Raw genomic sequence first — 21,066 nt, forward strand, 5'->3', positions numbered from 1 at the left:
GACGGTGTCACTTGGCGTTGAAGTAGTTCGCCTCCGGGTGGTGCACCACGATCGCGTCCGTCGCCTGCTCCGGCACCAGCTGGAACTCCTCGGACAGCTGCACCCCGATCCGCTCCGCGCCCAGCAGCTGCACGATCTTCGCCCGGTCCTCCAGGTCCGGGCAGGCCGGGTAGCCGAACGCGTACCGGCAGCCCCGGTAGTCGTTGCGCAGCAGGCCGGCCAGGTCCGCCGGGTCGTCGTCGGCGACGGTACGGCCACTGGGCAGGGTCAGCTCCGCGCGGACCCGCCGGTGCCAGTACTCGGCGAGCGCCTCGGTGAGCTGCACGGACAGCCCGTGTACCTCCAGGTAGTCGCGGTATTCGTTGCCGGCGAACATCTTCGCGGTGTACTCGCTGATCGGCTGCCCGACGGTGACCAGCTGCAACGCCACCACGTCCAGCTCGTCGCCCTTGGGCCGGAAGAAGTCGGCGAGGCAGAGCCGCCGCTCCTGCCGCTGCCGGGGGAAGGAGAACCGGGCCCGCTCGACGCTGGCGTTCTCGTCGAGCACCACCAGGTCGTTGCCCTCGGCGTACGCCGGGAAGTAGCCGTACACCACCGCCGCCTCGAGGACCTTGTCGGCGATCAGCCGGTCCAGCCAGTAGCGCAGCCTGGGCCGGCCCTCGGTCTCCACCAGCTCCTCGTACGACGGGCCCTTGCCGCCCCGGGCGCCGCGCAGCCCCCACTGCCCGAGGAAGGTGGCCCGCTCGTCGAGCAGCGCCGCGTAGTCGGCCAGCGGCACCCCCTTGACCACCCGGGTGCCGAAGAACGGCGGGGTGGGCACCTCCACGTCGATGGCCACGTCGGAACGCACGGAGGCGTCGTGCAGCTCGGGCAGCGCCTCGGTGACCATCGTCCGCTGCCGCTCCCGGCGGGCCCGCCGGGCGGCCAGGGCGGCCTCCCGCTCGGGGTCGACGACCGGCGCCCCGCCCCGCTTGGCGGTCATCACCCGGTCCATCAGGGACAGCCCCTCGAAGGCGTCCCGGGCGTAGTGCACCTGGCCGGGGAACATCGACCGCAGGTCGTCCTCGACGTACGCACGGGTGAGCGCCGCCCCGCCGAGCAGCACCGGCCAGCGTTCGGCCACCCCGCGGGTGGCCATCTCGGCCAGGTTCTCCTTCATGATCACGGTGCTCTTGACCAGCAGGCCGGACATCCCGATCGCGTCGGCCCGGTGCTCCTCGGCGGCGTCCAGGATGGCGCTGATCGGCTGCTTGATGCCGATGTTGACGACCTCGTAGCCGTTGTTGGACAGGATGATGTCGACCAGGTTCTTGCCGATGTCGTGCACGTCGCCACGGACGGTGGCGAGCACGATGCGGCCCTTGCCGCCGTCCTCGGCCGTCTCCATGTGCGGCTCCAGGTAGGCCACCGCGGTCTTCATCACCTCGGCCGACTGCAACACGAACGGCAGCTGCATCTGCCCCGAGCCGAACAGCTCGCCGACGACCTTCATGCCGTCGAGCAGCAGGTCGTTGATGATCGACAACGGGGACCGGCCGCCGGCCATCGCCGCGTCCAGGTCGGCCTCCAGTCCGTTGCGCTCGCCGTCGACGATCCGCCGCTTGAGCCGCTCGTCCAGCGGCAGCGCGGCCAACTCCTCGGCTCGCCCGGCCCGCGCCGACGCGGCGTCCACGCCCTCGAATGCCTCGATGTACCGCTGCACCGGGTCGTACCCCTCGCGGCGCCGGTCGTAGATCAGGTCCAGCGCCACCTCCCGCTGCTCGTCGGGGATCCGGTTGACCGGCAGGATCTTGCTGGCGTGCACGATGGCGCTGGTCAGGCCCGCCTGCTGGCACTCGTGCAGGAAGACCGAGTTGAGCACCTGCCGGGCGGCCGGGTTGAGCCCGAACGAGACGTTGGAGATGCCGAGGGTGAAGTTGACGCCGGGGTAGCGGCGGGTGATCTCCCGGATCGCCTCGATCGTCTCGATGCCGTCCCGCCGGGTCTCCTCCTGCCCGGTGGCGATCGGGAAGGTCAGCGCGTCGATGAGGATGTCGGAGCGGTCCATCCCCCACCGCCCGGTGAGGTCCTCGATCAGGCGGGCCGCGACCCGGACCTTCCACTCGGCGGTCCGCGCCTGCCCCTCCTCGTCGATCAACAGCGCCACCACGGCGGCGCCGTGCTCCTTGACGATCGGCATCACCCGGGCGTAGCGGGACTCCGGCCCGTCACCGTCCTCGAAGTTCACCGAGTTGACCACGCACCGGCCACCGAGCATCTCCAGCCCCGCCTCGATCACCGCCGGCTCGGTGGAGTCCAGCATGATCGGCAGGGTGGAGGCGGTGGCGAAACGCCCGGCCAGCTCGCGCATGTCCTGCGTGCCGTCCCGGCCCACGTAGTCGACGCAGAGGTCGAGCAGGTGCGAGCCGTCCCGGGCCTGGCTGCGGGCGATCTCCACGCACGCCTGCCAGTCGGCAGCGAGCATGGCCTCCCGGAACGCCTTGGAGCCGTTGGCGTTGGTCCGCTCCCCCACCATCAGCACCGAGGCGTCCTGCGCGAACGGCACCGGGTGGTAGATCGAGGAGACGCCCGCCTCGTGCCGCGGCTCGCGCGGCACCGGGGCCGCGCCGTGCAGCCGCTCGGCCAGCACCCGGATGTGCTCCGGCGTGGTGCCGCAGCAGCCACCGACCAGCGCCACGCCGTACTCGGCGACGAACCGCTCCAGCGCGTCGGCCAACTCCACCGGGGTCAGCGGGAAGTACGCCCCGTCCGCCGTCAGCACCGGCAGGCCCGCGTTCGGCATCACCGACAGCGGGATCCGGGAGTGCTGGGACAGGTAGCGCAGGTGCTCACCCATCTCGGCCGGGCCGGTCGAGCAGTTCAACCCGATCAGGTCCACGCCCAGCGGCTCGATGGCCGCCAGCGCCGCCCCGATCTCGCTGCCCACCAGCATGGTGCCGGTGGTCTCCACGGCGACGTGGCAGATGATCGGCACCACCCGCCCCAGCTCGGCCATCGCCCGGTGCGAGCCGACCACCGCCGCCTTGACCTGGAGCAGGTCCTGGCAGGTCTCCACGATCAGCGCGTCCGAGCCGCCCTCGATCAGGCCGGCGGCGTTCTCCTGGTACGCGTCGCGCAGCGTGGCGTACGCGGTGTGCCCGAGGGTGGGCAGCTTGGTGCCCGGCCCGATCGAGCCGAGCACGAACCGGGGCCGCTCCGGCGTGGCGTACGCGTCGGCGGCCTCCCGGGCGATCCGCGCGCCGGCCGTGGAGAGCTCCCGGATCCGCTGCGGGATGTCGTACTCGCCGAGGTTGGCGAGGTTGGCGCCGAAGGTGTTGGTCTCGACGCAGTCGGCCCCGGCGGCCAGGTACGCCTCGTGCACGCCGCGCACCACGTCCGGACGGGTGACGTTGAGGATCTCGTTGCAGCCCTCCAGACCCTCGAAGTCGTCGAGGGTCAGGTCGGCAGCATGCAGCATCGTCCCCATCGCGCCGTCAGCGATGAGGATCCGGTCGGCCAGTACATCCCGCAACGAAGTCCGCACGGGTTCAGGTTAATGCGAGGATGCGCTCATTGGTCGTCAGGCGTCGCCGGTCCCACATTGTGTCGGCGTGAACGCGCATCCCTTTCGTGCCGTTTCGGCGCGACGGCACGGCGGCCCGGCGCGGCCGGCGGGCCGCACGCGGCACCGCCACGTAGGCTGGCGGACGTGAAGGACATCAGGGACGCCACCGTGCACGGGCGGAAGACCGGGTCGGCGCCCGGCGCCGTCCCCGACGAGCAGGGTGAGGTGGCGGCGTGACCGAGTTCGACGGGCTGCCGGTGCTGCGGTCCCCGGTGGCGATCGCCGCCTTCGAGGGCTGGAACGACGCCGCGGACGCCTCCACCGCCGCCGTGGAGCACCTGGAGCAGGTCTGGCAGGCCCGCCCGGTCACCGAGCTGGACCCGGAGGACTTCTACGACTTCCAGGTCAGCCGCCCGACCATCATGATGGCCGAGGGTGAGACCCGGCGGGTCGAGTGGCCCACCACGAAGTTCATGGTGGCCAGCCCGGAGGGCACCGAGCGGGACGTGGTGCTGATCCGCGGCATCGAGCCGAGCATGCGCTGGCGCACCTTCTGCGAGCAGGTGCTGGAGATCTGCCACAGCCTGGAGGTCGAGCGGGTGGTGCTGCTCGGCGCGCTGCTGGCCGACGTGCCGTACACCCGCCCCCTGCCGATCAGCGGCAGCGCCTCCGACTCCGAGGCCGCCCAGCGCTACCAGCTCACCCCCACCCGCTACGACGGGCCGACCGGCATCATCGGGGTGTTGCAGGACGCCTGCACCCGGGCCGAGGTCGACGCCGTCTCGTTCTGGGTGCACGTGCCGCACTACGCCAACAACCCGCCCTGCCCGAAGGCCACCCTCGCCCTGCTGCACCGGGTCGAGGAGGTGCTCGACCTGCCGGTGCCGATGGCCGACCTGGCCGAGGAGGCCGCCGAGTGGGAGCAGCGGGTGCGCGGCGCCGCCGAGCAGGACGCCGAGCTCGGTGAGTACGTGCGCGAGCTGGAGGAACGGGTCGGCGACGCCGGCATCACCCCGTTGACCGGGGACGAGATCGCCCAGGAGTTCGAGAAGTACCTGCGCCGCCGGGGCGGTTCCGCCGGCCCCACGGCGGGTTCCTGGTAGGCACCTCCCGCCGACTCACCGGCCCCGGACGTCCGCGTCCGGGGCCGTTCTGCGCGTGTCAGGGGTGGCGGGGATCACCCGGTCTAGGGCATCCTAGGAACCTAGTGGTATGAGGAGGCGGGTGTGCAGATCAACCCGGGGGCCGCCGAGTTCCCGCACCGGCAGATCGCCGCGCAGCTCAAGGCCCAGGTGCGCCGCGGCGACTGGGGGCCGGGCGAGCGGCTGCCGTCCATCCCGGCCATCGCCGAGATGTTCGGCGTGGCGAAGCAGACCGTGCAGCGCGCCGTCGACCAACTCCGGGTCGAGGGCATTTTGATCACCAAACCCGGCTCCGGTACGTACGTGCGGGGCACCCGGCGCCGGCTCAACCGGCTCTCCCGGGGCCGCTACGGCGGCTTCCGCGGCTACCACACCGACCTGGCCGCCCGGTACCGGCAGCAGCTGGTCTCCGTCGGCCGCGCCTCCGCCCCGCCGGAGGTCGCCGACGCGTTCGGGGTCGCCGACGGCACCGACCTGCTCTGCCGCCGGCACCTGGTCCGCACCGAGGACTCACCGGTCGAGGTGGGCGCCTCCTGGTTCCTGCCGACCGACACCGCGGGCACCTCGCTGGAGCGGGCCGAGGCGTTCGGCCGCCCGCTCTACCAGGAGGCCGAGGAGGCCACCGGCCGCCGGTACGTCTCGGCCACCGACACGATCAGCGCCCGCCAGCCCAGCCGGGAGGAGGCGGAGACCCTGCAGATCCGCCCGGACACCCCGGTGCTGCACCTCCTGCACGTCGCCTACGACGAGCGGCGCAAGCCGATCGAGGTCGCCCAGGCCACCTGGCCCGGCCCGATGACCACCCTCACCGAGGAGTACAAGATCCCCGCACCCACCCCGGAACAGGACCCCGACCCCGGCCTGGTCCTCGGCTGACTTCGGGCCAACCGAGCCAGCCTGACCGGCTCCGGCTCCGGCTCCGGCCCCGGCCCCATGATCCAGTCGCGTTTTCCGACACCGCCGACGGCGTGTCGTGTCGGAAATTGCGACTGGATCATGGCGGCCCGGCAGGGCGGGCCGTACAGCGGGCCTCGACGTCAGAGGCGGATGCCGAGGAGGGCGTCCACGGTGTCGGCGAAGAGGGCGGGCGCCTGCGGGTCGTCGCCGGCGCCGGCCAGGGCACGGTCGGCCCAGTCGTCGGCCAGCGCGAGCGCGCCGGGGGTGTCGAGGTCGTCGCCGAGCCGGGCGCGTACGCCGGCCAGGAACGCCGCCCCGGACGGCCCGGCCGGCGCGCCGGCGGCCCGCCGCCAGCGGTCCAGGCGCTGCCCGGCGGCGACGAGGACGTCGTCGGTCCAGGCGCGGTCGGCGCGGTAGTGCCCGGACATCAACCCCAGCCGCACCGCCATCGGGTCGACCTTGTCGGCCCGCAGCCGGGAGACGAAGACCAGGTTGCCCCGGGACTTCGACATCTTCTCGCCGTCCAGGCCGATCATGCCGGCGTGCATGTAGTGGGCGGCGAAGGGCGCCTCGCCGGTGAGCCGCTCGGCGTGCGCGGCGGAGCACTCGTGGTGCGGGAAGAGCAGGTCGTTGCCGCCGCCCTGCACGTCGATCCGGTCGCCGAGCAGGTTCAGCGCGATCACCGCGCACTCGATGTGCCAGCCGGGACGGCCGGCGCCCAGCTCACCGCCGGGCCAGGAGGGCTCCCCCTCGCGGGCGCCGCGCCACAGCAGCGGGTCGAGCGGGTCGCGCTTGCCGGCCCGGTCGGGGTCACCGCCGCGCTCCGGGAAGATCTCCAGCATCTGCTCCCGGGTCAGGTTCGACTCGTAGCCGAACGCCGGGGCGGCCGCGACGTCGAAGTAGACGTCGCCGGTGCCGTCGTCCAGGCGGTACGCGGCGCCGTCCTTGAGCAGGACGAGGACCTTCTCGGCGATGTCCGGGATCGACTCCACCGCGCCGACGTAGTGCGCCGGCGGGATGATCCGCAACGCCTCCATGTCCTCCCGGAACAGCGCGGTCTCCCGCATGGCCAGGACCTTCCAGTCCTCGCCGTCGCGCGCCGCGCGCTCCAGCAGCGGGTCGTCGATATCGGTGACGTTCTGCACGTACCGCACGGTCAGGCCCACGTCGCGCCACATCCGCTGCACCAGGTCGAAGGTGATCATGGTGGCGGCGTGGCCGAGGTGGGTGGCGTCGTACGGGGTGATGCCGCAGACGTACATCGAGGCGACCCCGTCGGGCCGGCTGGGGTGGGCACCTTGCCGCGCCGAGTCGTACAAGCTCAGTGGCGCGCCCTCACCCGGCAGCCGTGGCACCTCGTGTCCCGCCCAAGACTCCATGACCGTCAGCCTAACGATCCGTCAGGCGGTGGGCAGGCACCCCACGGGTGATCAACGCGACAACGGCTCACACGGGGGGCCAGGGCATCGCTGGCCAGTCCTGCGACGGCTGCGGGTACCGCCCGGTGTCGCGCAGTCGGTCGATCCGCGCCGCCAGCTCGGCGACCTCCCCGATCGTCAGATGGGCGGACAGCTCCTCGCCCAGCTCGCCGGCCACCTGACCGGCCAGCGCGTCGAGCATCGCCACCGCGTCCGGCGGCAGCCGCCGGCCGGCCCAGCCCCAGAGGACCGTCCGCAGCTTCTCCTCCACATGGAAGCAGACGCCGTGGTCCACCCCGTAGAGCCGGTCGTCCGGGCCGACCAGCAGGTGGCCGCCCTTGCGGTCGGCGTTGTTCAGCACCGCGTCCAGCACCGCCAGCCGGGCCAGCCGCGGGTCGTCGGCGTGCGCCAGCGCGTACGCGGCGCCGTCGTCGTCGCGGGCCGCGGCGACCGGGAACCAGCGCGGCGGCACCGCGTCGGTGGGCACGAAGCCGACCAGCGGCTCGGCGTCCTCCGGCTCGTCGATCCAGAGCTGGCAGGAGCCGGGGCCGAACGGGCCGTCGCGCAGCACGGTCGGCGGCACCAGGTCCCACCCGGTGGCCCGGGAGACCAGGTAGGCGGCGACCTCCCGGCCGGCCAGGGTGCCGTCGGGGAAGTCCCAGAGCGGCCGCTCGCCGCGCACCGGCTTGTAGACGCAGCGGGCCGTCCGCCCGTCCAGGGTCAGGATCCCGCGCAGCGTGGTGTTGGAGGCGTCGACCAGCCGCCCCTCCAGGGCGAACTCACCGTCGCGCAGCAGCCGGAGCGCCGCGCTGCCGTCCTGGCGGGGCTGCAACTCCGACGACGTCACCGGTGGTAACCGTTGTGCCGCGGGCAGAGGTGCCCGGCGGGGTCGAGCGGCTGGCCGCAGAGCGGGCAGGGCGGGCGGCCGGCGTTGACCACCCGACGGGCCCGCTCGATGAACTCGCGGGTCGCCTCGGGGGTCAGCCGCACCCGGAGCCGGTCGAGGTCGTCGTCCGGCTCGTCGACGTCGTCCTCGTCGTCGTCCTCGTCGTCGTCCAGCTCGACCTCGACCTCCGCCTCACCGGCGGCGATCGCCTCGATCACCACCGTCGCGCTGTCGACGTCGAAGGCCAGGCCGAGGGTGCCGACCCGGAACTCCTCGTCGACCGGGGTGTCCAGCGGGTCGTTGTCACCGACGAGGGCGGGCGCGGCCTCGGGCAGGTCGACGCCGAACCGGCGCTGGGCCTCGGCGAGCAGCTCCTCCAGCTTCTCGGCGAGCAGGGACACCTGCACCTTCTCCAGCGCGACGCTGACCAGCCGGCCACCGCCGCGCGCCTGGAGGAAGAACGTACGCTCCCCCGGCGGCCCGACGGTCCCGGCGACGAACCGCTCCGGCGGCTCGAAGGCGTGCACCTGGTGGGTCATACCCACGACCCTATCCGGCGTACGGGAGCGTCGCGCACCGCACCGAGGGTGGTTCCGCCCAGGGCGAAACGCCGCCGGCCGCCCGGAACCGCGCCGGGCGTGGCGGGCCGACTCACCCGGCGGCCCCCGCGCCGCCGCCCACCGCGGCGTCCGAGTCGGTCGGCCGGGTCGCCCGCCGGCGCCGCTTGCGCGGCGGCGGTACCAGCCCGGCGAGATCACCGCCGGTGTCGTTGAGCCGGACCAGGAAGGGCCGCAGCGGCGTGTAGCGGATCGCGGTGACCGACGCCGGGTCCGCGACGATGCGCTGGAAGAGATCCAGGTGTACGCCGAGCGCGTCCGCCACGATGGCCTTGATCACATCGCCGTGGCTGCACGCCAGCCAGACCGCCTCCGGCCCGTGCTCGGCGGTGACCGCGGCGTCCCAGGAGCGCACCGCGGCGACCGCCCGGGCCGCCATCGCCGCCATCGACTCCCCCTCGGGGAAGACCGCCGCGCTGGGGTGCTGCTGCACCACCGGCCAGAGCGGCTCCTTGGCCAGCCTCTTCAGCGGCTGCCCCTCCCAGGCGCCGTAGCCGCACTCGATCAGGCCCTCCTCGACCACCGGCTCGACCTGCGGCAGGGCCAGCTCCAGGGTCTGCCGGCAGCGGATCAGCGGGCTGGTCACCACCGCCGCCAGGGGCAGGCCGCGCAGCCGCTCGCCGACCGCGGCGGCCTGGGCCCGGCCGGTGTCGTCCAGCTCGACCGGCTGGCGGCCGGCCAGCCCGCCGTCGGCGTTCGCCGTGGTCCGGCCGTGTCGCAGAAGCAGAAGGGTCGCCACGAACACCACCCTAGGCGCAGGCCGGACCCGGCGACGGCCCCCGCACCGGTGGTGTCGGGGGCCGTCGCCGGCGGTCGCGCCGGTACGCCTCAGGTGGCGCTGATCGCGCCGGTGAGCAGCAGCGCGAGCACCAACGTGCCGACCGCCACCCGGTAGAGCACGAAGACGTACAGGGTGTGGTGGGCCACGTAGCGCAACAGCCAGGCGATCGCGGCGTAGCCGATGGCGAAGGCGATCACGGTGGCCACCACCATCTGCGCCACGCTCGGCACCGAGGTGCCCGGCGCGGCCGGTTCGAACACGTCACCGACGCTGAAGACCCCGGACATCACCACCGCCGGGATGGCCAGCAGGAACGAGTACCGCGCCCCCGCCTCCCGGGTGAGGTTGAGCAGCAGGCCGGCGGTGAGCGTGCCACCGGAGCGGGACACCCCGGGGATCAGCGCCATCGCCTGGGCGAAGCCCATCACGACGCCGTCGCGCAACCGGAAGTTCGCCAGGGTGCGGCTCTGCCGCCCCCAGTACTCGGCGAAGGCGAGCACGAAGGCGAAGACGATCAGGGTGGTGGCGACCACCCACAGGTTGCGGGCCGTGTCGCGGATCTGGTCCTTGAACAACACCCCGAACAGCCCGATCGGGATCGAGCCGACGATGACGTACCAGCCCATCCGGTAGTCGAGGCTGGAACGCACCGAGCGGTCCCACAGGCCCACCAGCCAGGTACGGGTGATCCGCCAGATGTCCTTGGCGAAGTAGATCAGCACCGCCGCCTCGGTGCCCAGCTGGGTCACCGCGGTGAAGGAGGCGCCGGCGTCCCGGTCGAAGAAGATGGCGGAGGTGATCCGCAGGTGCCCGGACGAGCTGACCGGGAGGAACTCGGTGAGCCCCTGGACGATGCCCAGGACGATGGCCTCGACCCAGGTCACTCGCCGACCCCGGACAGCTCCAGTGCCTCGGCGACGGTGCGCAGGGTCTGCACGCCGCTGTCCCGGTCGGCGACGAAGAGGGCCACCGACAGGGTGGTCACGCCGGCCGCGGCGTACTCGCGCATCCGCTCGGCGATGCGCTCCTTCGGGCCGAGCAGCGAGGTGCGGTCGATGAACTCCATCGGCACCGCGGCGGCCGCGTCGCGCTGCCGCTTGGCCAGGTAGAGGTCCTGCACCTCACGGGCGGCGTCGCCGTAGCCCATCCGGGTGGCGAGCTGGTTGTAGAAGTTCTGCTGGCGGCTGCCCATGCCGCCCACGTAGAGCGCGGCGTACCAGCGGACCAGCTCGGCACAGGTGGCGATGTCGTCGCCGACCACCACCGGCACCGACGGGACCACGTCGAAGCCGGCCAGCTCCATGCCGGCCTTCGCCCGACCGGCGCGCACCGAGGCGAGCTGCTCCTCGGCGAACTCCGGGGCGTAGAAGACGGCCAGCCAGCCGTCGGCGATCTCGCCGGCCAGCTCCAGGTTCTTCGGGCCGACGGCGGCCAGGTAGATCGGGATGTGCTCGCGGGGTGGGTGGAAGCCCAGCCGCAGCGCCTTGCCGGGGCCGTCGGGCAGCGGCAGGATGTAGTGCTCGCCGGCGTAGGCGACCTCCTTGCGGGCCACCGCCAGCTTCACGATGTCGACGTACTCGCGGGTGCGGGCCAGGGGCTTGGCGAACCGTACGCCGTGCCAGCCCTCCGAGACCTGCGGGCCCGAGACGCCGAGGCCGAGCCGGAACCGGCCGCCGGAGAGCGTGTCGATGGTGGCCGCGGTCATCGCGGTCATGGCCGGGGTCCGGGCGGGGATCTGCATCACCGCGCTGCCCACGTCGATCCGCTCCGTCCGGCCGGCCATCCAGGCCAGCATGCTCGGCGAGTCGGAGCCGTAGGCCTCCGCCGCCCACACCACCGAGTAACCGAGCCGGTCCGCCTCCTGGGCAAGCGCCAGGTGGTCGGCGGGTGTGCTCCACGCCGTCTGGTATCCGAGGCTGAGCCCGAGTCGCACTGGTCCTCCCCCATCCGCACCACAGTCGCACCAGGGTACGCAATGGCGGCGGTGGGCCCGCTCACCGGCTCACCCGGCCCCGCCCGGGTGGCCGGCGACCAGCCCGGGGCACGGCCACGGTCGGATCGGCGACGCGACGGGCAGAGATGACGGGAGCGAGGATATCCGTGACGCCGGGTTCGAAATAAGGTTCACCCATGCAACAGCGACCGCTCGGCCGAAGCGGGCTGGCGGTTTCCCGGCTCGCGCTCGGCACCATGACGTGGGGCCGGGACACCGACGCCGACGACGCGGCCGCCCAGCTGAAGAGTTACCTCGACGCGGGCGGCAATCTCGTCGACACCGCCGACGTCTACGGCGACGGTGACGCCGAGTCGGTGCTCGGCTCGCTGCTGGGCGCCCTCGTCCCCCGCGACGACCTGCTCATCGCCACCAAGGCGGGCCTGCGGCCGGGCATCGGCCGGCGACGGGACGGCTCCCGCGGGCACCTGCTGCGCACCCTGGACGCCTCGCTGCGCCGCCTGGGCACCGACCACGTCGACCTGTGGCAGGTGCACGGGTACGACCCGGACACGCCGCTGGAGGAGACCCTGGCGGCGCTGGACCACGCGGTGACCAGCGGCCGGGTCCGCTACGTCGGCGTGTCGAACTTCTCCGGCTGGCAGACCGCCCGCGCCGCCGCATGGCAGGCGGCCTGGCCGGGGCGCGCCCCGGTGGTCGGGGCGCAGGTGGAGTACTCGCTGCTGGAGCGGGGCGTCGAGCGGGAGGTGCTGCCGGCCTGCGCGGCGCTCGGGCTGGGGGTGCTGCCCTGGTCGCCGCTGGGCCGCGGGGTGCTCACCGGCAAGTACCGGCACGGCCGGCCGGCCGACTCCCGGGCCGCCTCGCCGCACTTCGAACGGTTCGTCGCCACCTACCTGGAGCCGCGCTGCTCGAGCATCGTGGAGGCGGTGGCCACCGCCGCCGGGGGGCTCGGCGTCTCGCCGATGGAGGTGGCGCTGGCCTGGATCCGGGACCGGCCGGGGGTCACCGCGCCGATCCTGGGCGCCCGCACGGTGGGGCAACTCCTCGGCGCGCTCCAGGTGGAGCGGATGACCCTGCCGGCGGAGATCACCACCGCGCTGGACGACGTCTCCGCCGTGCCGGTGGGCTACCCGGAACGCGACAGCTGACGGACGGGCGGCGACGCGCGGCGGACGGGCCGACCGCGCCGGCGGCCCGCCGGCGCACGACGGCCGGGGCCGGCCGTGCTCGGTGCACCGCCGCAGCGACCGCCGACGGGCCGGCCGTGCTCGGTGGACCGCCGCAGCGACCGCCGACGGGCCGGTGGCGGGCCGGCGGGCAACGGCGGGCCGGGCAGCCGCCGGCCGGGTCAGCCGAGGGTGGGGCGGTTGCCGGGGATCTCCCGCACGGCCGCCAGGAAGCGGGCCTGGTCGTCGCGGGTGGCCGGGTTGACGATCCGGATCCACGAGCCGTCGTCGAAGTGCAGGGTCGCCGGGAACTGCATCAGCCGGGCGGACCCGTGGTCGCAGTCGATCCGGGTGATCCGTCGCCGCTCCACGCTCCACAGCAGGCGCGGCTCGCGCCGGTCCGGGCGGCCCTCGTCCGGACGGCGACCCATCCGCAGCAGGTGCAGGTGGGTGTCGGTGGCCGCGAGCGGGGTGCCGGTGTAACGCTCCAGGAACAGCAGCAGGCTGCCGGCGATGGTCGCCAGGTCGCCGCTGAATACGTACCGCCGGCGGTAGGCGATCTCGGCGAGCTGGTCGGCGAGCGGGCGGTGGCGGCTGAGCCGGAACAGCGCGCGGAACGCCTCCTGCTCGGGGGTGAGCGGCAGCACCGGCCGGGGTGGCGGGGCCGCCGGGGTGGGCTCGGCGTCCACCTCCCGCCCGGCCGCCTCGGGCAGGCCCGCCGCGAGCGCGGCCGCCTTGCCGGGCAGCAGCAGCACCCCGGCCACGATCCGGACCGGCGTCATCACGGCCTCGACCCAGGCCACCGGGTTGACGATGTTGAGCAGCCCGAAGAGCGCGCGGGGGTCGAGCGCCTCAGCCACCTCGGCGCCGACGTGGTCGACGAGCTGGCTGCCGGCACGGTGCGTCTCGTGCGCCCGCACCGGCGCCAGGCCGACATAGCGCAGCTCCTGCCCGGTCACCAGGGGGGCGACCAGGGCCCGCTCCGGCTCGTCGGAGGTGCGGAACTCGTCCCGCACGGCGCGGGCCCGGTCACGGGCCACCCGCGCCCCGTCGCGCACCGCGTCGCCGAGCCGCCCGAGCCGTCCCCACCCACCCGTCATGCCGTACCTCCTCCGTCGCCGGTCAGCGGCCCGCCGGCTGCTGCTCGGCGGGCGGCTGCCCGAAGACATTCTGGTCGATCCAGTCGGCACCGCTCTGCACCGCGTCGCCGATCTCGTCCTCGACGAGGTCGGACCCGGGCACCGAGAGGCCGCTGACCAGGGCGGTGCCGCCCCACACCGCCCCGTGCACGACGGAGTTCGGCACGTTCCAGGGCAGGTTGGTGGCCCAGTCCCGGGCGATCATCCGGCCGCCGTCGGCCAGGCCGTGCGCGCGCAGGGCGCCGGCCCGCTCCATCATCCCCATGTCGAACGGCGACCCGGACTTACCGAGCTTGAAGGTGCCCTTCGCCGGGTCGGTGATCTTGTGGAACCACTTGTCGGCCTTGCCGGCGGCACGCCGCTTGTCGATCGCCTTCTGCCCCATCCGCAGCGCCTTCTGCTTGTCCACCAGCTTGTCCAGGTGGTTGCGCAGCTTGCGCAGGTAGAGCATGACCCGCTGGAGCAGCCGGATGACCTTCTGAAGGTGGGTGGCGAGCGGGCGGATGATCTTCAGCGACCGGGTGAGCACGATCATGCCGCGGGTCGCGGTGACCGCCATGCCGGCCGCCCAGGACGCCCCGGCGGTGAATGGCGCCATGAGCAGGGCGGTCACCAGGGTGACCAGCATCCAGTTGACGAACTCGACACAGAGGTCGACCAGCACCTCGTGCACGATCTGCAGGGCCTCGGCGACCCCGCGCAGGTACTCGGCGGTGGCGGTGAACTGCCCCGCCACGTCCAGCAGCTGCTGCTCGACCTCGGCGAGCCGCGTGCCGTACGCCTCCCCCGCCGGCGACCGCCAGCCCGGCTGTTCGGCCTCGCGGACGCCGCGGTGGCTCAGCGCCAGCTCGCGCACCTGGGCGGCCAGGGCGTCCCAGTCGCCGGCCCGGGCGCGCAGCGCCTCCGGCTCGCCGTCGACCATGTCGACCAGCTGGATGAGCGGCCAGGCCAGGGTGCGGCACACGCTGTCGACCACGTCCTCCACACCGGACAGGGCGTTGTCGATGCCGTTCCAGAGTTGGACGGCGCTGCCGGCGGGCCCGCTCACCGGCCCATCCCCTCGCGCATCGTCCGGAAGCCGGAGTCGATGTCCTGCTCGTTGCGCTCGTACGCCTCGACGGTGGACCCCAGCGCCGCGCCGACCCGGGTGAACGCGTCCTGACCGGCCCGGAACAGTGTCGTGCCGTCGGCGACCTGCTCGGCGTACTTGGCGCGCAGCATGTCGCTGGCGAACGGCAGGTGACCGAAGGTGCCGTCGGGCAGGTCACCCGCGGCCACCACACGGCTCTCCAGTCCTCCCAGCGCGTTGGCCACCCCGGTGGCGGCCGCCTCCAGCCGCTTCACGGCCGTCACGTCCACCTCGATGTCAGCTGCCATCGTTGTTCCTCCCCCGCATCCGACGCGGGTCGAAGATACGATTCCTCGGCCTTCGGCCGCCACCCCGGCCGAGGAGAAACGAAGGGGAGGAAGTCCGCATGACTGACCCGCTGTCCGGTCTGGACGCGCTCGCCGGCCGGCTCGCCGACATCGAACGCCGCTTCGCCGGGCTGCACGCCGACCTCGACGAACTGGGCGGCACGGCCACCGACGACACCGGCCTGGTATCGGCCACCGTGGACGCCACCGGAGGGCTCACCGACCTGACGATCGAGCCGGCGGCGCTGCGATCCGGCACCGCCGACCTGGCGGCGATGGTGCTGGCGGCGTACCGGCGGGCCCGGGCGGCGGCGAGCGCCGAGCTCGACGAGCGCGCCGAAGGTCTCGACGCGACGCTCGGGGCGGGCCTGACCGAGCTGTTCGGCAAGCCCGGCGACTTCGCCGCGCTGGGCCGCCTGGAGGAGGCGGTCGCCCGGCTCGGCGCCCTGGACGCTCGGCTGCCGAGGCCGCCGGCGTGACCGCCCCCGGCTGGCCGGAGATCGTGGCCCGACTGCACCGGACGCTGGTCGCCTGCGACCGGGACACCGATTTGGAGCTCGCCGCCGGGCCGCGCCGGCTCCGGGTGTCCGTGCGCCGCGACACCATCGAGGGCCACTGCCCCGGCTACGACGGGCAGCAGCTGGCCGAGCTGGGCTGGCGGCCGGACGGCGACGGCGGCTGGTGGTTCGCCACGCCGCGTACCGCCGAGGGCCTGCACTGGTGGAGCGCCTTCGCCGCGCGCACCGCCGCCGCCGTACTGACCGCCGATCCGACCGCGCTCGCCTGTCGGGTGCTCCCGCCGGCCACCGCAGCGGACGCGCCGGCCACCGACGTCACCGTTCGCGATGCGGGGCCCCACGACGTGGCCGGGCCGACCGCCGACGCGATCGGGCCCGATGCGGAAACCACGGACGCCGCCGTGCCGAAAGCATCGACCACCGACGTGAGGATGCCGGACACCGCCCCGGCCCGGCCGGACCTGGGGGCGGACGCCGCGGAGACAGGCCCCGGGGAGCCACCATGGCGCGAGGCGGGGCCGCGCCCCCCACAGCGGGTGTCGGGCCGGCACCGGGCGGAGGAGCAGATGGAGACACCCCGGCCGCGCTCGCCGGAGCCCGAGCCCGCGCCCGCGGATCTGCTCGCGCGGGCGGCAGCCCGGCACGACCTCCCCGACTACCTGGGGGTGCTCGCCGCCGGCCCGGTCTGCGTGCCGCTGGCCGGCGAGCCGTCGCCCGACCGGGACTTCCCCTGGACGGTCGTCCGCGGGCCCGACCGGGCGCCGCTGCTGCCGGTCTTCACCTCCGCGGACACGCTCACCGCCTTCGCCGGCGACGGGGTTCCGTTCGTCGCGCTGTCCGCCGCCGAACTGCTGGCGGACTGGCCGGACCCGGCCTGGGGGCTCGCCGTCGACCCGGGCGCCCCGCACGGCCTGACACTGGCCCCGCCGGCGCTGGCCGCACTGCTGGCCGCGAACGACGTGACCGGTCCCGGTTCGTCGGACGTCGAAACCCCCGAACCGGTCACCGCCCCGGAACGCGACACCGGCGGACGCTAGTCGGCGCCGGCCAGCGGCGCGCTCGCCGCGTCGTCCACCCGGACCGCAGTTCCCGGCCGGCGAGCGGCCGGGCGCGGTACGGGGCGTCTCGGCCCGGGGCCGGCGGGGTCGCCCGACCCCGGGCACCGGACGGGGCGGTGTCGCCCGGGTGATGACGGTCAGGGCGACACCGCCCCGACGAGCGGCGGCCACGGGAGCGTCGCGGAGGCAGCGGCAACGACGGCGGCCTTGCCGGGCGGGCAACGGCGCCCGGGGCGCCGCTGGGCCCAACAGCGGGGTCACCGCAGCTTCGCTGGGCAGTAGCGGCGGCGCGCCCGCGTCGTCGGCCTCGCGGCGGACCGTGGTGACGCCCCTGCGCGGTAGCCGCCGCGATGGTCGCGCCGGACCGGCTCAAACACCCCCTCGGATGCTGGATCGACAGGCCCCCGGAGGCTGCGCAGGGCTGACCGCCCAAGGTGCGTTCGGGTACGCGGCTGGCCAGACCCGCCGCGCCGACCCGACCTTCCCCCAAGGCCGCCGAGGTGTGGGACCTGTACCTGCACAAACCCGCCGGACAGCGGCGCGGCCAGGGGGCCGGGAAGCGCATCTCCGCGAGCCGCCCACCTGCGTCGGCCACGTCCAGATCGAGGGCGACCAGTTCGGTGTCACCGCGCTTCAGGAGCAGCCTGCGTCCGGGCCAGTGCAGCACTTGGGGCGCGTCCGCGGACGCCGGGTCCAGCGGCGCGGCGACGGCCGAAGCGTGCCGCTCGTCAGAGCCGCTTGCGCATCTGGACGGCGGTGACCTCGTAGCCCATCTGCTCGTACAGCGCGCGGGCGCCCGAGTTGAAGCCGAACACGCTCAGGCCTACCGATACCACGCCGAGTTCCCGGCACACCTGCTCCGCCGCCAGGATGGCCGCCCGGCCGTAGCCCCGTCGGCGCAGGTCCGCGCGGACCTCGAAGTCGTAGCCGAACGCGTGCAGGCCGTCCGAGCGCCGTTCGAGGTGCAGCCACAGCACGCCGACCTCGTCATCACCGTCGTAGGCGGTCCACAGCCGGTGGCCCTCGGTCCGCAGACCGTCGGGCAACAGCCGGGCGTAGTCCTCGCGCGCCTTGCGCCGGGCCTCCGGCAGGGGCATCGCACCACTGGCGGCGATGTTGTCGGCATAATCGACCTCCGCCCGCTCCCGGTAACGGAGATACTGCTCGTCGGTCATGGGGTCGAGCCGGAGAGTCGCCACGACGGCACCATAGGTGCTCCTTGCCGGGCCGGGGCGTCCCGATGGACGAAGCGCCCATCCCGGCCGTATCGGCGCCGTATCCGGCCCACTGCCGGGCCGGGGCGGAGCACCGTCGGGGCTGCCGACCAACGGCGCGGGTCACGCGGGAGGGGGTGGCGGACGGCCTGCGGGCTGGGCAGCATAGGAGCCATGGACTACGAATACGCGCCGCTGCGGCTGCCGCCGAACGTCGACCGGTTGACCGCCGCGGCGCAGCTGGCGATCCAGGCGGAGTTCTCCGGCTGGGAGTTGGCCCGGGTGCGGCTGTTCCGGGACGGCACGCGGCAGGTCGTGCTGCGCCGTCGACGGGTCAACCAGCCGCAGCCGGGCCTGTCCTACTGACGGCGGTACCGGCCGCACCGGGCACCGGGCCGGAAGCCCACGCGCCCGGGGCCCGGACCGCACGGTCGGGCCCCGGGGTGTCGCGGCCTAGTGGTGGTGCCCGGCGTGGTCGTGCTCGTCCTCGTCGAGGAACGGGTGCTCGTCGAGCCGCCCGACGAGGCGGTCGTCGGCGGCCGGCTGGAACGGGCCCACCGGGTCGTCGTCGTCGAAGGACTCCAGGTCGACCGGGGTGCCGACCTCGCTGACCATCACCACGCCGTCGAGCGGTTCGAGCTCCGGCACGTCCAGCGCGCTCAGCGAGCCGTCCCCGCTCTGCAGCAGCTCCAGCACCGCCTCGCCGACCCCCTCGACCGGGGCCGGCTCGTCCTCCTCCGGGGTGCCCTCGCGGCGGGCCGCCTCGGCGACCCGGATCAGCGCGGACACGCTCGGCACCCGGTAGTCACGGCGCTGCCGCACCGAGATGACCGCCGGGTGCGGGTCGGTGGGCTCCGGGCCCGCCAGGCCGGCGAACCGCTCGTCGGCCTCGTCGGGGTCGATCGACTCGACGTCCCACGGGGTGACCTCGCCGAACGCGTCGAGCAACTGCTCGTCGTAGGCGTACGAGGCGTTGTTCAACGCCACGTACGCCTGCCAGACGCCGTCGTCGTCGATCCGGCCCTGGGCGGCGCGCACGGCCGTCAGGTGGGCGCGGGCGGCGTCGATCACGCGCTCCAGAGCAGCGTCCAGCTCACCGTGCTGGTCGGTCATGAGGGAGTCCCTTCGCGATGGGGAGAATGCGGTCCGGCCGGACCCGGTCAGCAGGTGCGGAGGAACCGGTCGAGGACCCGCACGCCGAACTGTAGTCCGTCCACCGGTACCCGCTCGTCGATGCCGTGGAACAGGGCGGAGAAGTTGAGGTCGGCCGGCAGTCGCAGCGGCGCGAAACCGAAGCAGCGGATGCCGAGCTGGGAGAACGCCTTGGCGTCGGTGCCGCCGGAGAGCATGTACGGCACCGGGCGGGCGCCCGGGTCCTCCGCGCGCAGCGCCGCCGACATCGCCTCGACCAGGTCGCCGTCGAAGGTGGTCTCCAGGGCCGGCTGGCGCTGGATGTACTCGATGTCGATGTCCGGGCCGACCAGCTCGCGCAGCTGGCGCTCCAGCATCTCCGACTGACCCGGCAGGCTGCGGCAGTCGATGGTGGCGGTGGCCCGGCCGGGGATGACGTTGTCCTTGTAGCCGGCGGCGAGCCGGGTCGGGTTGGCGGTGCTGCGGACGGTCGCCCCGATGATGTTGGCGATCGGGCCGAGCTTGGCGATCGCCGCCTCAGGGTCGTCCGGGTCCACCTCGACGCCGAGCACGTCGGAGACCTCCTCGAGGAAGGCCCGCACGGTCGGGGTGACGGTGACCGGGAAACGGTGCCGCCCGATCCGGGCGACCGCCTCCGCGAGCGCGGTGACCGCGTTGTCGTCGTGGATGAACGAACCGTGCCCGGGGCGGCCCTTGGCGTGCAGCCGCAGCCAGTCCAGGCCCTTCTCCGCCGTCTCGATCAGGTAGAGCCGCTGGGCGTCGTCGATCGAGTAGGAGAAGCCGCCGACCTCGCCGACCGCCTCGGTGCAGCCGTCGAAGAGACTGCGGTGCCGCTGCACCAGGAAGTGCGCGCCGTAGTCGCCGCCCGCCTCCTCGTCGGCGGTGTAGGCGAGCACGATGTCGCGCGGCGGGCGGACGCCCGTGCGCTGCCAGTGCCGCACCACGGCCAGCACCATCGCGTCGAAGTCCTTCATGTCGATCGCGCCCCGGCCCCACAGGTAGCCGTCGCGGATCTCGCCGGAGAACGGGTGCACCGACCACTCGTCGGCGTCGGCCGGCACCACGTCCAGGTGGCCGTGCACCAGCAGGGCGTCGCGGCCCGGGTCGGTGCCCGGGATCCGGGCGACCAGGTTGGCCCGACCGGGCGCGGACTCGTGGATCTCGGACTCGACGCCGACCTCGGCCAGCTTCTCCGCGACGTACTCGGCCGCGAGGCGCTCCCCCGCGCTGGTGGCGTTGTCACCGGTGTTGGTGGTGTCGATGCGCAGCAGGTCACGGCAGAGTTCCACGACCTCGTCGGTGGGGTCGGGTCGGGCGGGGGCGGGGGCGCTCGTCATCGCCTCTTTCTACCAGTCGGCCCATCTCCCGCGTCGGCCCGGCCGGCCGTCGCGCGCGTCGCCGCCCGCGCGGCGCCCGTTTCACGATCTTGCGGTACGGGTACCGCCCTGGCGTCCCCGCACCGCCCGCCGCGCCGGCCGCCCCACGCTCCGCCCGCCCGTCGAGGAGGTCTCATGACCGTCCCGCTCCCGCCCCTGCCGCCCACCGCCGACGACGCCTACCGGCCCGGCGGGCGCAGCATGGCCGACATCGCCGACACCGAGCACCGGCAGCTGCTCGGCCTCACCGACCAGGTCACCGACCCGCAGCTGACCCCCGAGCGGCGCCGGGAGGTGGCCGAGGTGCTGACCGCCGCGATCTCCCGGCACCTCTCCGCCGAGGAGCAGTACCTGCTGCCCGCCGCGCGGGCCGCGCTGCCCGAGGCGGCCGACCGGATCGACCGGGAGCTCGACGCGGACGCGGCGCTGCTGGCCGCGCTCAAGGCGCTCGGCGGGCCGGACGACCCGGCGCTGGCGTACGTCGCCGCCCGGGTCCGCCGGCACGTCGAAACGGTGTCGGCGCTGATCACCCCGCTGCGCGAGGTGGCCACCGACGCGGAGCTGATCCGGCTGGGCAACCGGTGGGAGATCGCCGAGGAGGCGGCCCCCACCCGCCCGCACCCGGGCACGCCGGCCACCCCGCCGTGGAACCGGGTGGTCGAACCGGCGCTGGGGGTGGTGGACAAGGCGCGCGACGCGGTCACCCGGCGGCGGACGTACCTGGCCGACCTGAAGCGGGACGCGCGCGGCTGATCCATCGTCCGACGCCGATCCACTCTGGCCCTTCC

Annotated in this window: 20 protein-coding genes; 7 read left to right on the forward strand and 13 right to left on the reverse strand. The window is 74.0% G+C overall.

The features are described from left to right. Positions 1 to 7: 7 nt before the first annotated feature. Positions 8 to 3,523: a methionine synthase gene (gene metH / locus AB0I41_RS20585; protein ID WP_357109750.1), complete on the reverse strand. Its 3,516-nt coding sequence runs from the start codon at positions 3,521 to 3,523 to the stop codon at positions 8 to 10. 254 nt (positions 3,524 to 3,777) lie between these two features. Here metH and AB0I41_RS20590 point away from each other — a divergent pair, with 254 nt between their 5' ends. Together AB0I41_RS20590 and AB0I41_RS20595 are read left to right on the forward strand one after the other, a co-directional pair. Continuing rightward, positions 3,778 to 4,647: a PAC2 family protein gene (locus AB0I41_RS20590; RefSeq protein WP_357109753.1), complete on the forward strand. Its 870-nt coding sequence runs from the start codon at positions 3,778 to 3,780 to the stop codon at positions 4,645 to 4,647. A gap of 123 nt (positions 4,648 to 4,770) precedes the next feature. After that, positions 4,771 to 5,562: a GntR family transcriptional regulator gene (locus AB0I41_RS20595; protein ID WP_357109756.1), complete on the forward strand. Its 792-nt coding sequence runs from the start codon at positions 4,771 to 4,773 to the stop codon at positions 5,560 to 5,562. A gap of 161 nt (positions 5,563 to 5,723) precedes the next feature. Here AB0I41_RS20595 and mshC read toward each other — a convergent pair whose 3' ends face one another. The 6 genes from mshC to AB0I41_RS20625 form a co-directional block, all read right to left on the reverse strand. Further along, positions 5,724 to 6,962 (reverse strand): cysteine--1-D-myo-inosityl 2-amino-2-deoxy-alpha-D-glucopyranoside ligase, encoded by a 1,239-nt coding sequence (gene mshC / locus AB0I41_RS20600; protein ID WP_357109758.1) that lies wholly within the window; start codon positions 6,960 to 6,962, stop codon positions 5,724 to 5,726. Positions 6,963 to 7,029: 67 nt separating this feature from the next. Further along, positions 7,030 to 7,848 (reverse strand): SCO1664 family protein, encoded by an 819-nt coding sequence (locus AB0I41_RS20605; RefSeq protein WP_357109761.1) that lies wholly within the window; start codon positions 7,846 to 7,848, stop codon positions 7,030 to 7,032. Next, positions 7,845 to 8,426 carry a DUF3090 domain-containing protein gene (locus tag AB0I41_RS20610; protein WP_357109764.1) on the reverse strand — a complete coding sequence of 194 codons (582 nt, stop codon included), beginning with the start codon at positions 8,424 to 8,426 and terminating at the stop codon, positions 7,845 to 7,847. The genes AB0I41_RS20605 and AB0I41_RS20610 overlap by 4 nt, the downstream gene beginning before the upstream one ends. Positions 8,427 to 8,538: 112 nt before the next feature. Continuing rightward, the gene (locus tag AB0I41_RS20615; RefSeq protein WP_357109767.1) at positions 8,539 to 9,252 is read right to left on the reverse strand and encodes a histidine phosphatase family protein; all 714 of its coding nucleotides are present in this window, start codon (positions 9,250 to 9,252) and stop codon (positions 8,539 to 8,541) included. An 80-nt stretch (positions 9,253 to 9,332) separates the two neighbouring features. Further along, positions 9,333 to 10,169: an undecaprenyl-diphosphate phosphatase gene (locus tag AB0I41_RS20620; protein WP_357109770.1), complete on the reverse strand. Its 837-nt coding sequence runs from the start codon at positions 10,167 to 10,169 to the stop codon at positions 9,333 to 9,335. Beyond that, positions 10,166 to 11,218 (reverse strand): LLM class F420-dependent oxidoreductase, encoded by a 1,053-nt coding sequence (locus AB0I41_RS20625; RefSeq protein ID WP_357109773.1) that lies wholly within the window; start codon positions 11,216 to 11,218, stop codon positions 10,166 to 10,168. Before AB0I41_RS20625 ends, AB0I41_RS20620 begins: the two co-directional genes overlap by 4 nt. A gap of 197 nt (positions 11,219 to 11,415) precedes the next feature. On the opposite strand from AB0I41_RS20625, the gene AB0I41_RS20630 reads away from it, so the two are divergent. Continuing rightward, on the forward strand, positions 11,416 to 12,387 hold the full coding sequence (locus tag AB0I41_RS20630; RefSeq protein WP_357109775.1) for an aldo/keto reductase: 972 nt from the start codon (positions 11,416 to 11,418) through the stop codon (positions 12,385 to 12,387). Positions 12,388 to 12,587: 200 nt separating this feature from the next. Here the strand turns inward: AB0I41_RS20630 and AB0I41_RS20635 are convergent, their stop codons facing one another. From AB0I41_RS20635 to AB0I41_RS20645, 3 genes are read right to left on the reverse strand one after another with little or no spacing between them, the layout of a single operon-like run. Then, positions 12,588 to 13,505, reverse strand: a complete 918-nt coding sequence (locus AB0I41_RS20635) for a hypothetical protein (protein ID WP_357109778.1) — start codon at positions 13,503 to 13,505, stop codon at positions 12,588 to 12,590. Positions 13,506 to 13,527: 22 nt separating this feature from the next. Continuing rightward, a complete protein-coding gene (locus tag AB0I41_RS20640) occupies positions 13,528 to 14,592 on the reverse strand; it encodes a hypothetical protein (protein ID WP_357109780.1) in 1,065 nt (354 codons plus the stop codon). Further along, the gene (locus tag AB0I41_RS20645; RefSeq protein WP_357109783.1) at positions 14,589 to 14,921 is read right to left on the reverse strand and encodes a hypothetical protein; all 333 of its coding nucleotides are present in this window, start codon (positions 14,919 to 14,921) and stop codon (positions 14,589 to 14,591) included. Before AB0I41_RS20645 ends, AB0I41_RS20640 begins: the two co-directional genes overlap by 4 nt. A gap of 98 nt (positions 14,922 to 15,019) precedes the next feature. On the opposite strand from AB0I41_RS20645, the gene AB0I41_RS20650 reads away from it, so the two are divergent. Together AB0I41_RS20650 and AB0I41_RS20655 are read left to right on the forward strand one after the other, a co-directional pair. Further along, entirely contained in the window at positions 15,020 to 15,439 is a 420-nt protein-coding gene (locus tag AB0I41_RS20650; protein WP_357109785.1) for a YbaB/EbfC family nucleoid-associated protein, read from the forward strand. Beyond that, on the forward strand, positions 15,436 to 16,515 hold the full coding sequence (locus AB0I41_RS20655) for an SseB family protein (RefSeq protein ID WP_357109787.1): 1,080 nt from the start codon (positions 15,436 to 15,438) through the stop codon (positions 16,513 to 16,515). The genes AB0I41_RS20650 and AB0I41_RS20655 overlap by 4 nt, the downstream gene beginning before the upstream one ends. 749 nt (positions 16,516 to 17,264) lie before the next feature. Here the strand turns inward: AB0I41_RS20655 and AB0I41_RS20660 are convergent. Continuing rightward, positions 17,265 to 17,735 carry a GNAT family N-acetyltransferase gene (locus AB0I41_RS20660; protein ID WP_357109789.1) on the reverse strand — a complete coding sequence of 157 codons (471 nt, stop codon included), beginning with the start codon at positions 17,733 to 17,735 and terminating at the stop codon, positions 17,265 to 17,267. A gap of 189 nt (positions 17,736 to 17,924) precedes the next feature. On the opposite strand from AB0I41_RS20660, the gene AB0I41_RS20665 reads away from it, so the two are divergent. Beyond that, the gene (locus AB0I41_RS20665) at positions 17,925 to 18,116 is read left to right on the forward strand and encodes a DUF5703 family protein (protein WP_053655860.1); all 192 of its coding nucleotides are present in this window, start codon (positions 17,925 to 17,927) and stop codon (positions 18,114 to 18,116) included. Positions 18,117 to 18,203: 87 nt separating this feature from the next. Here the strand turns inward: AB0I41_RS20665 and AB0I41_RS20670 are convergent, their stop codons facing one another. Then, the gene (locus AB0I41_RS20670; protein ID WP_357109791.1) at positions 18,204 to 18,863 is read right to left on the reverse strand and encodes a hypothetical protein; all 660 of its coding nucleotides are present in this window, start codon (positions 18,861 to 18,863) and stop codon (positions 18,204 to 18,206) included. Positions 18,864 to 18,910: 47 nt separating this feature from the next. Continuing rightward, on the reverse strand, positions 18,911 to 20,239 hold the full coding sequence (locus AB0I41_RS20675) for a M20/M25/M40 family metallo-hydrolase (protein ID WP_357109793.1): 1,329 nt from the start codon (positions 20,237 to 20,239) through the stop codon (positions 18,911 to 18,913). Between the two features lie 174 nt (positions 20,240 to 20,413). Between AB0I41_RS20675 and AB0I41_RS20680 the strand changes: the two genes are divergently transcribed. Continuing rightward, entirely contained in the window at positions 20,414 to 21,031 is a 618-nt protein-coding gene (locus AB0I41_RS20680; protein WP_357109796.1) for a hemerythrin domain-containing protein, read from the forward strand. The last annotated feature ends 35 nt before the right edge of the window (positions 21,032 to 21,066 follow it).

Source organism: Micromonospora sp. NPDC050200, assembly GCF_040656135.1.
Lineage (GTDB): Bacteria > Actinomycetota > Actinomycetes > Mycobacteriales > Micromonosporaceae > Micromonospora.

Bases quoted from the DNA above. Each gene is read 5' to 3' on its own strand.
- AB0I41_RS20645 (WP_357109783.1), bottom strand. From the start codon at position 14,921: ATGGCAGCTGACATCGAGGTGGACGTGACGGCCGTGAAGCGGCTGGAG.
- AB0I41_RS20680 (WP_357109796.1), top strand. From the start codon at position 20,414: ATGACCGTCCCGCTCCCGCCCCTGCCGCCCACCGCCGACGACGCCTAC.
- mshC (WP_357109758.1), bottom strand. From the start codon at position 6,962: ATGGAGTCTTGGGCGGGACACGAGGTGCCACGGCTGCCGGGTGAGGGC.
- AB0I41_RS20670 (WP_357109791.1), bottom strand. From the start codon at position 18,863: ATGACCGACCAGCACGGTGAGCTGGACGCTGCTCTGGAGCGCGTGATC.
- AB0I41_RS20665 (WP_053655860.1), top strand. From the start codon at position 17,925: ATGGACTACGAATACGCGCCGCTGCGGCTGCCGCCGAACGTCGACCGG.
- AB0I41_RS20610 (WP_357109764.1), bottom strand. From the start codon at position 8,426: ATGACCCACCAGGTGCACGCCTTCGAGCCGCCGGAGCGGTTCGTCGCC.
- AB0I41_RS20630 (WP_357109775.1), top strand. From the start codon at position 11,416: ATGCAACAGCGACCGCTCGGCCGAAGCGGGCTGGCGGTTTCCCGGCTC.
- AB0I41_RS20650 (WP_357109785.1), top strand. From the start codon at position 15,020: ATGACTGACCCGCTGTCCGGTCTGGACGCGCTCGCCGGCCGGCTCGCC.
- AB0I41_RS20635 (WP_357109778.1), bottom strand. From the start codon at position 13,505: ATGACGGGTGGGTGGGGACGGCTCGGGCGGCTCGGCGACGCGGTGCGC.
- AB0I41_RS20675 (WP_357109793.1), bottom strand. From the start codon at position 20,239: ATGACGAGCGCCCCCGCCCCCGCCCGACCCGACCCCACCGACGAGGTC.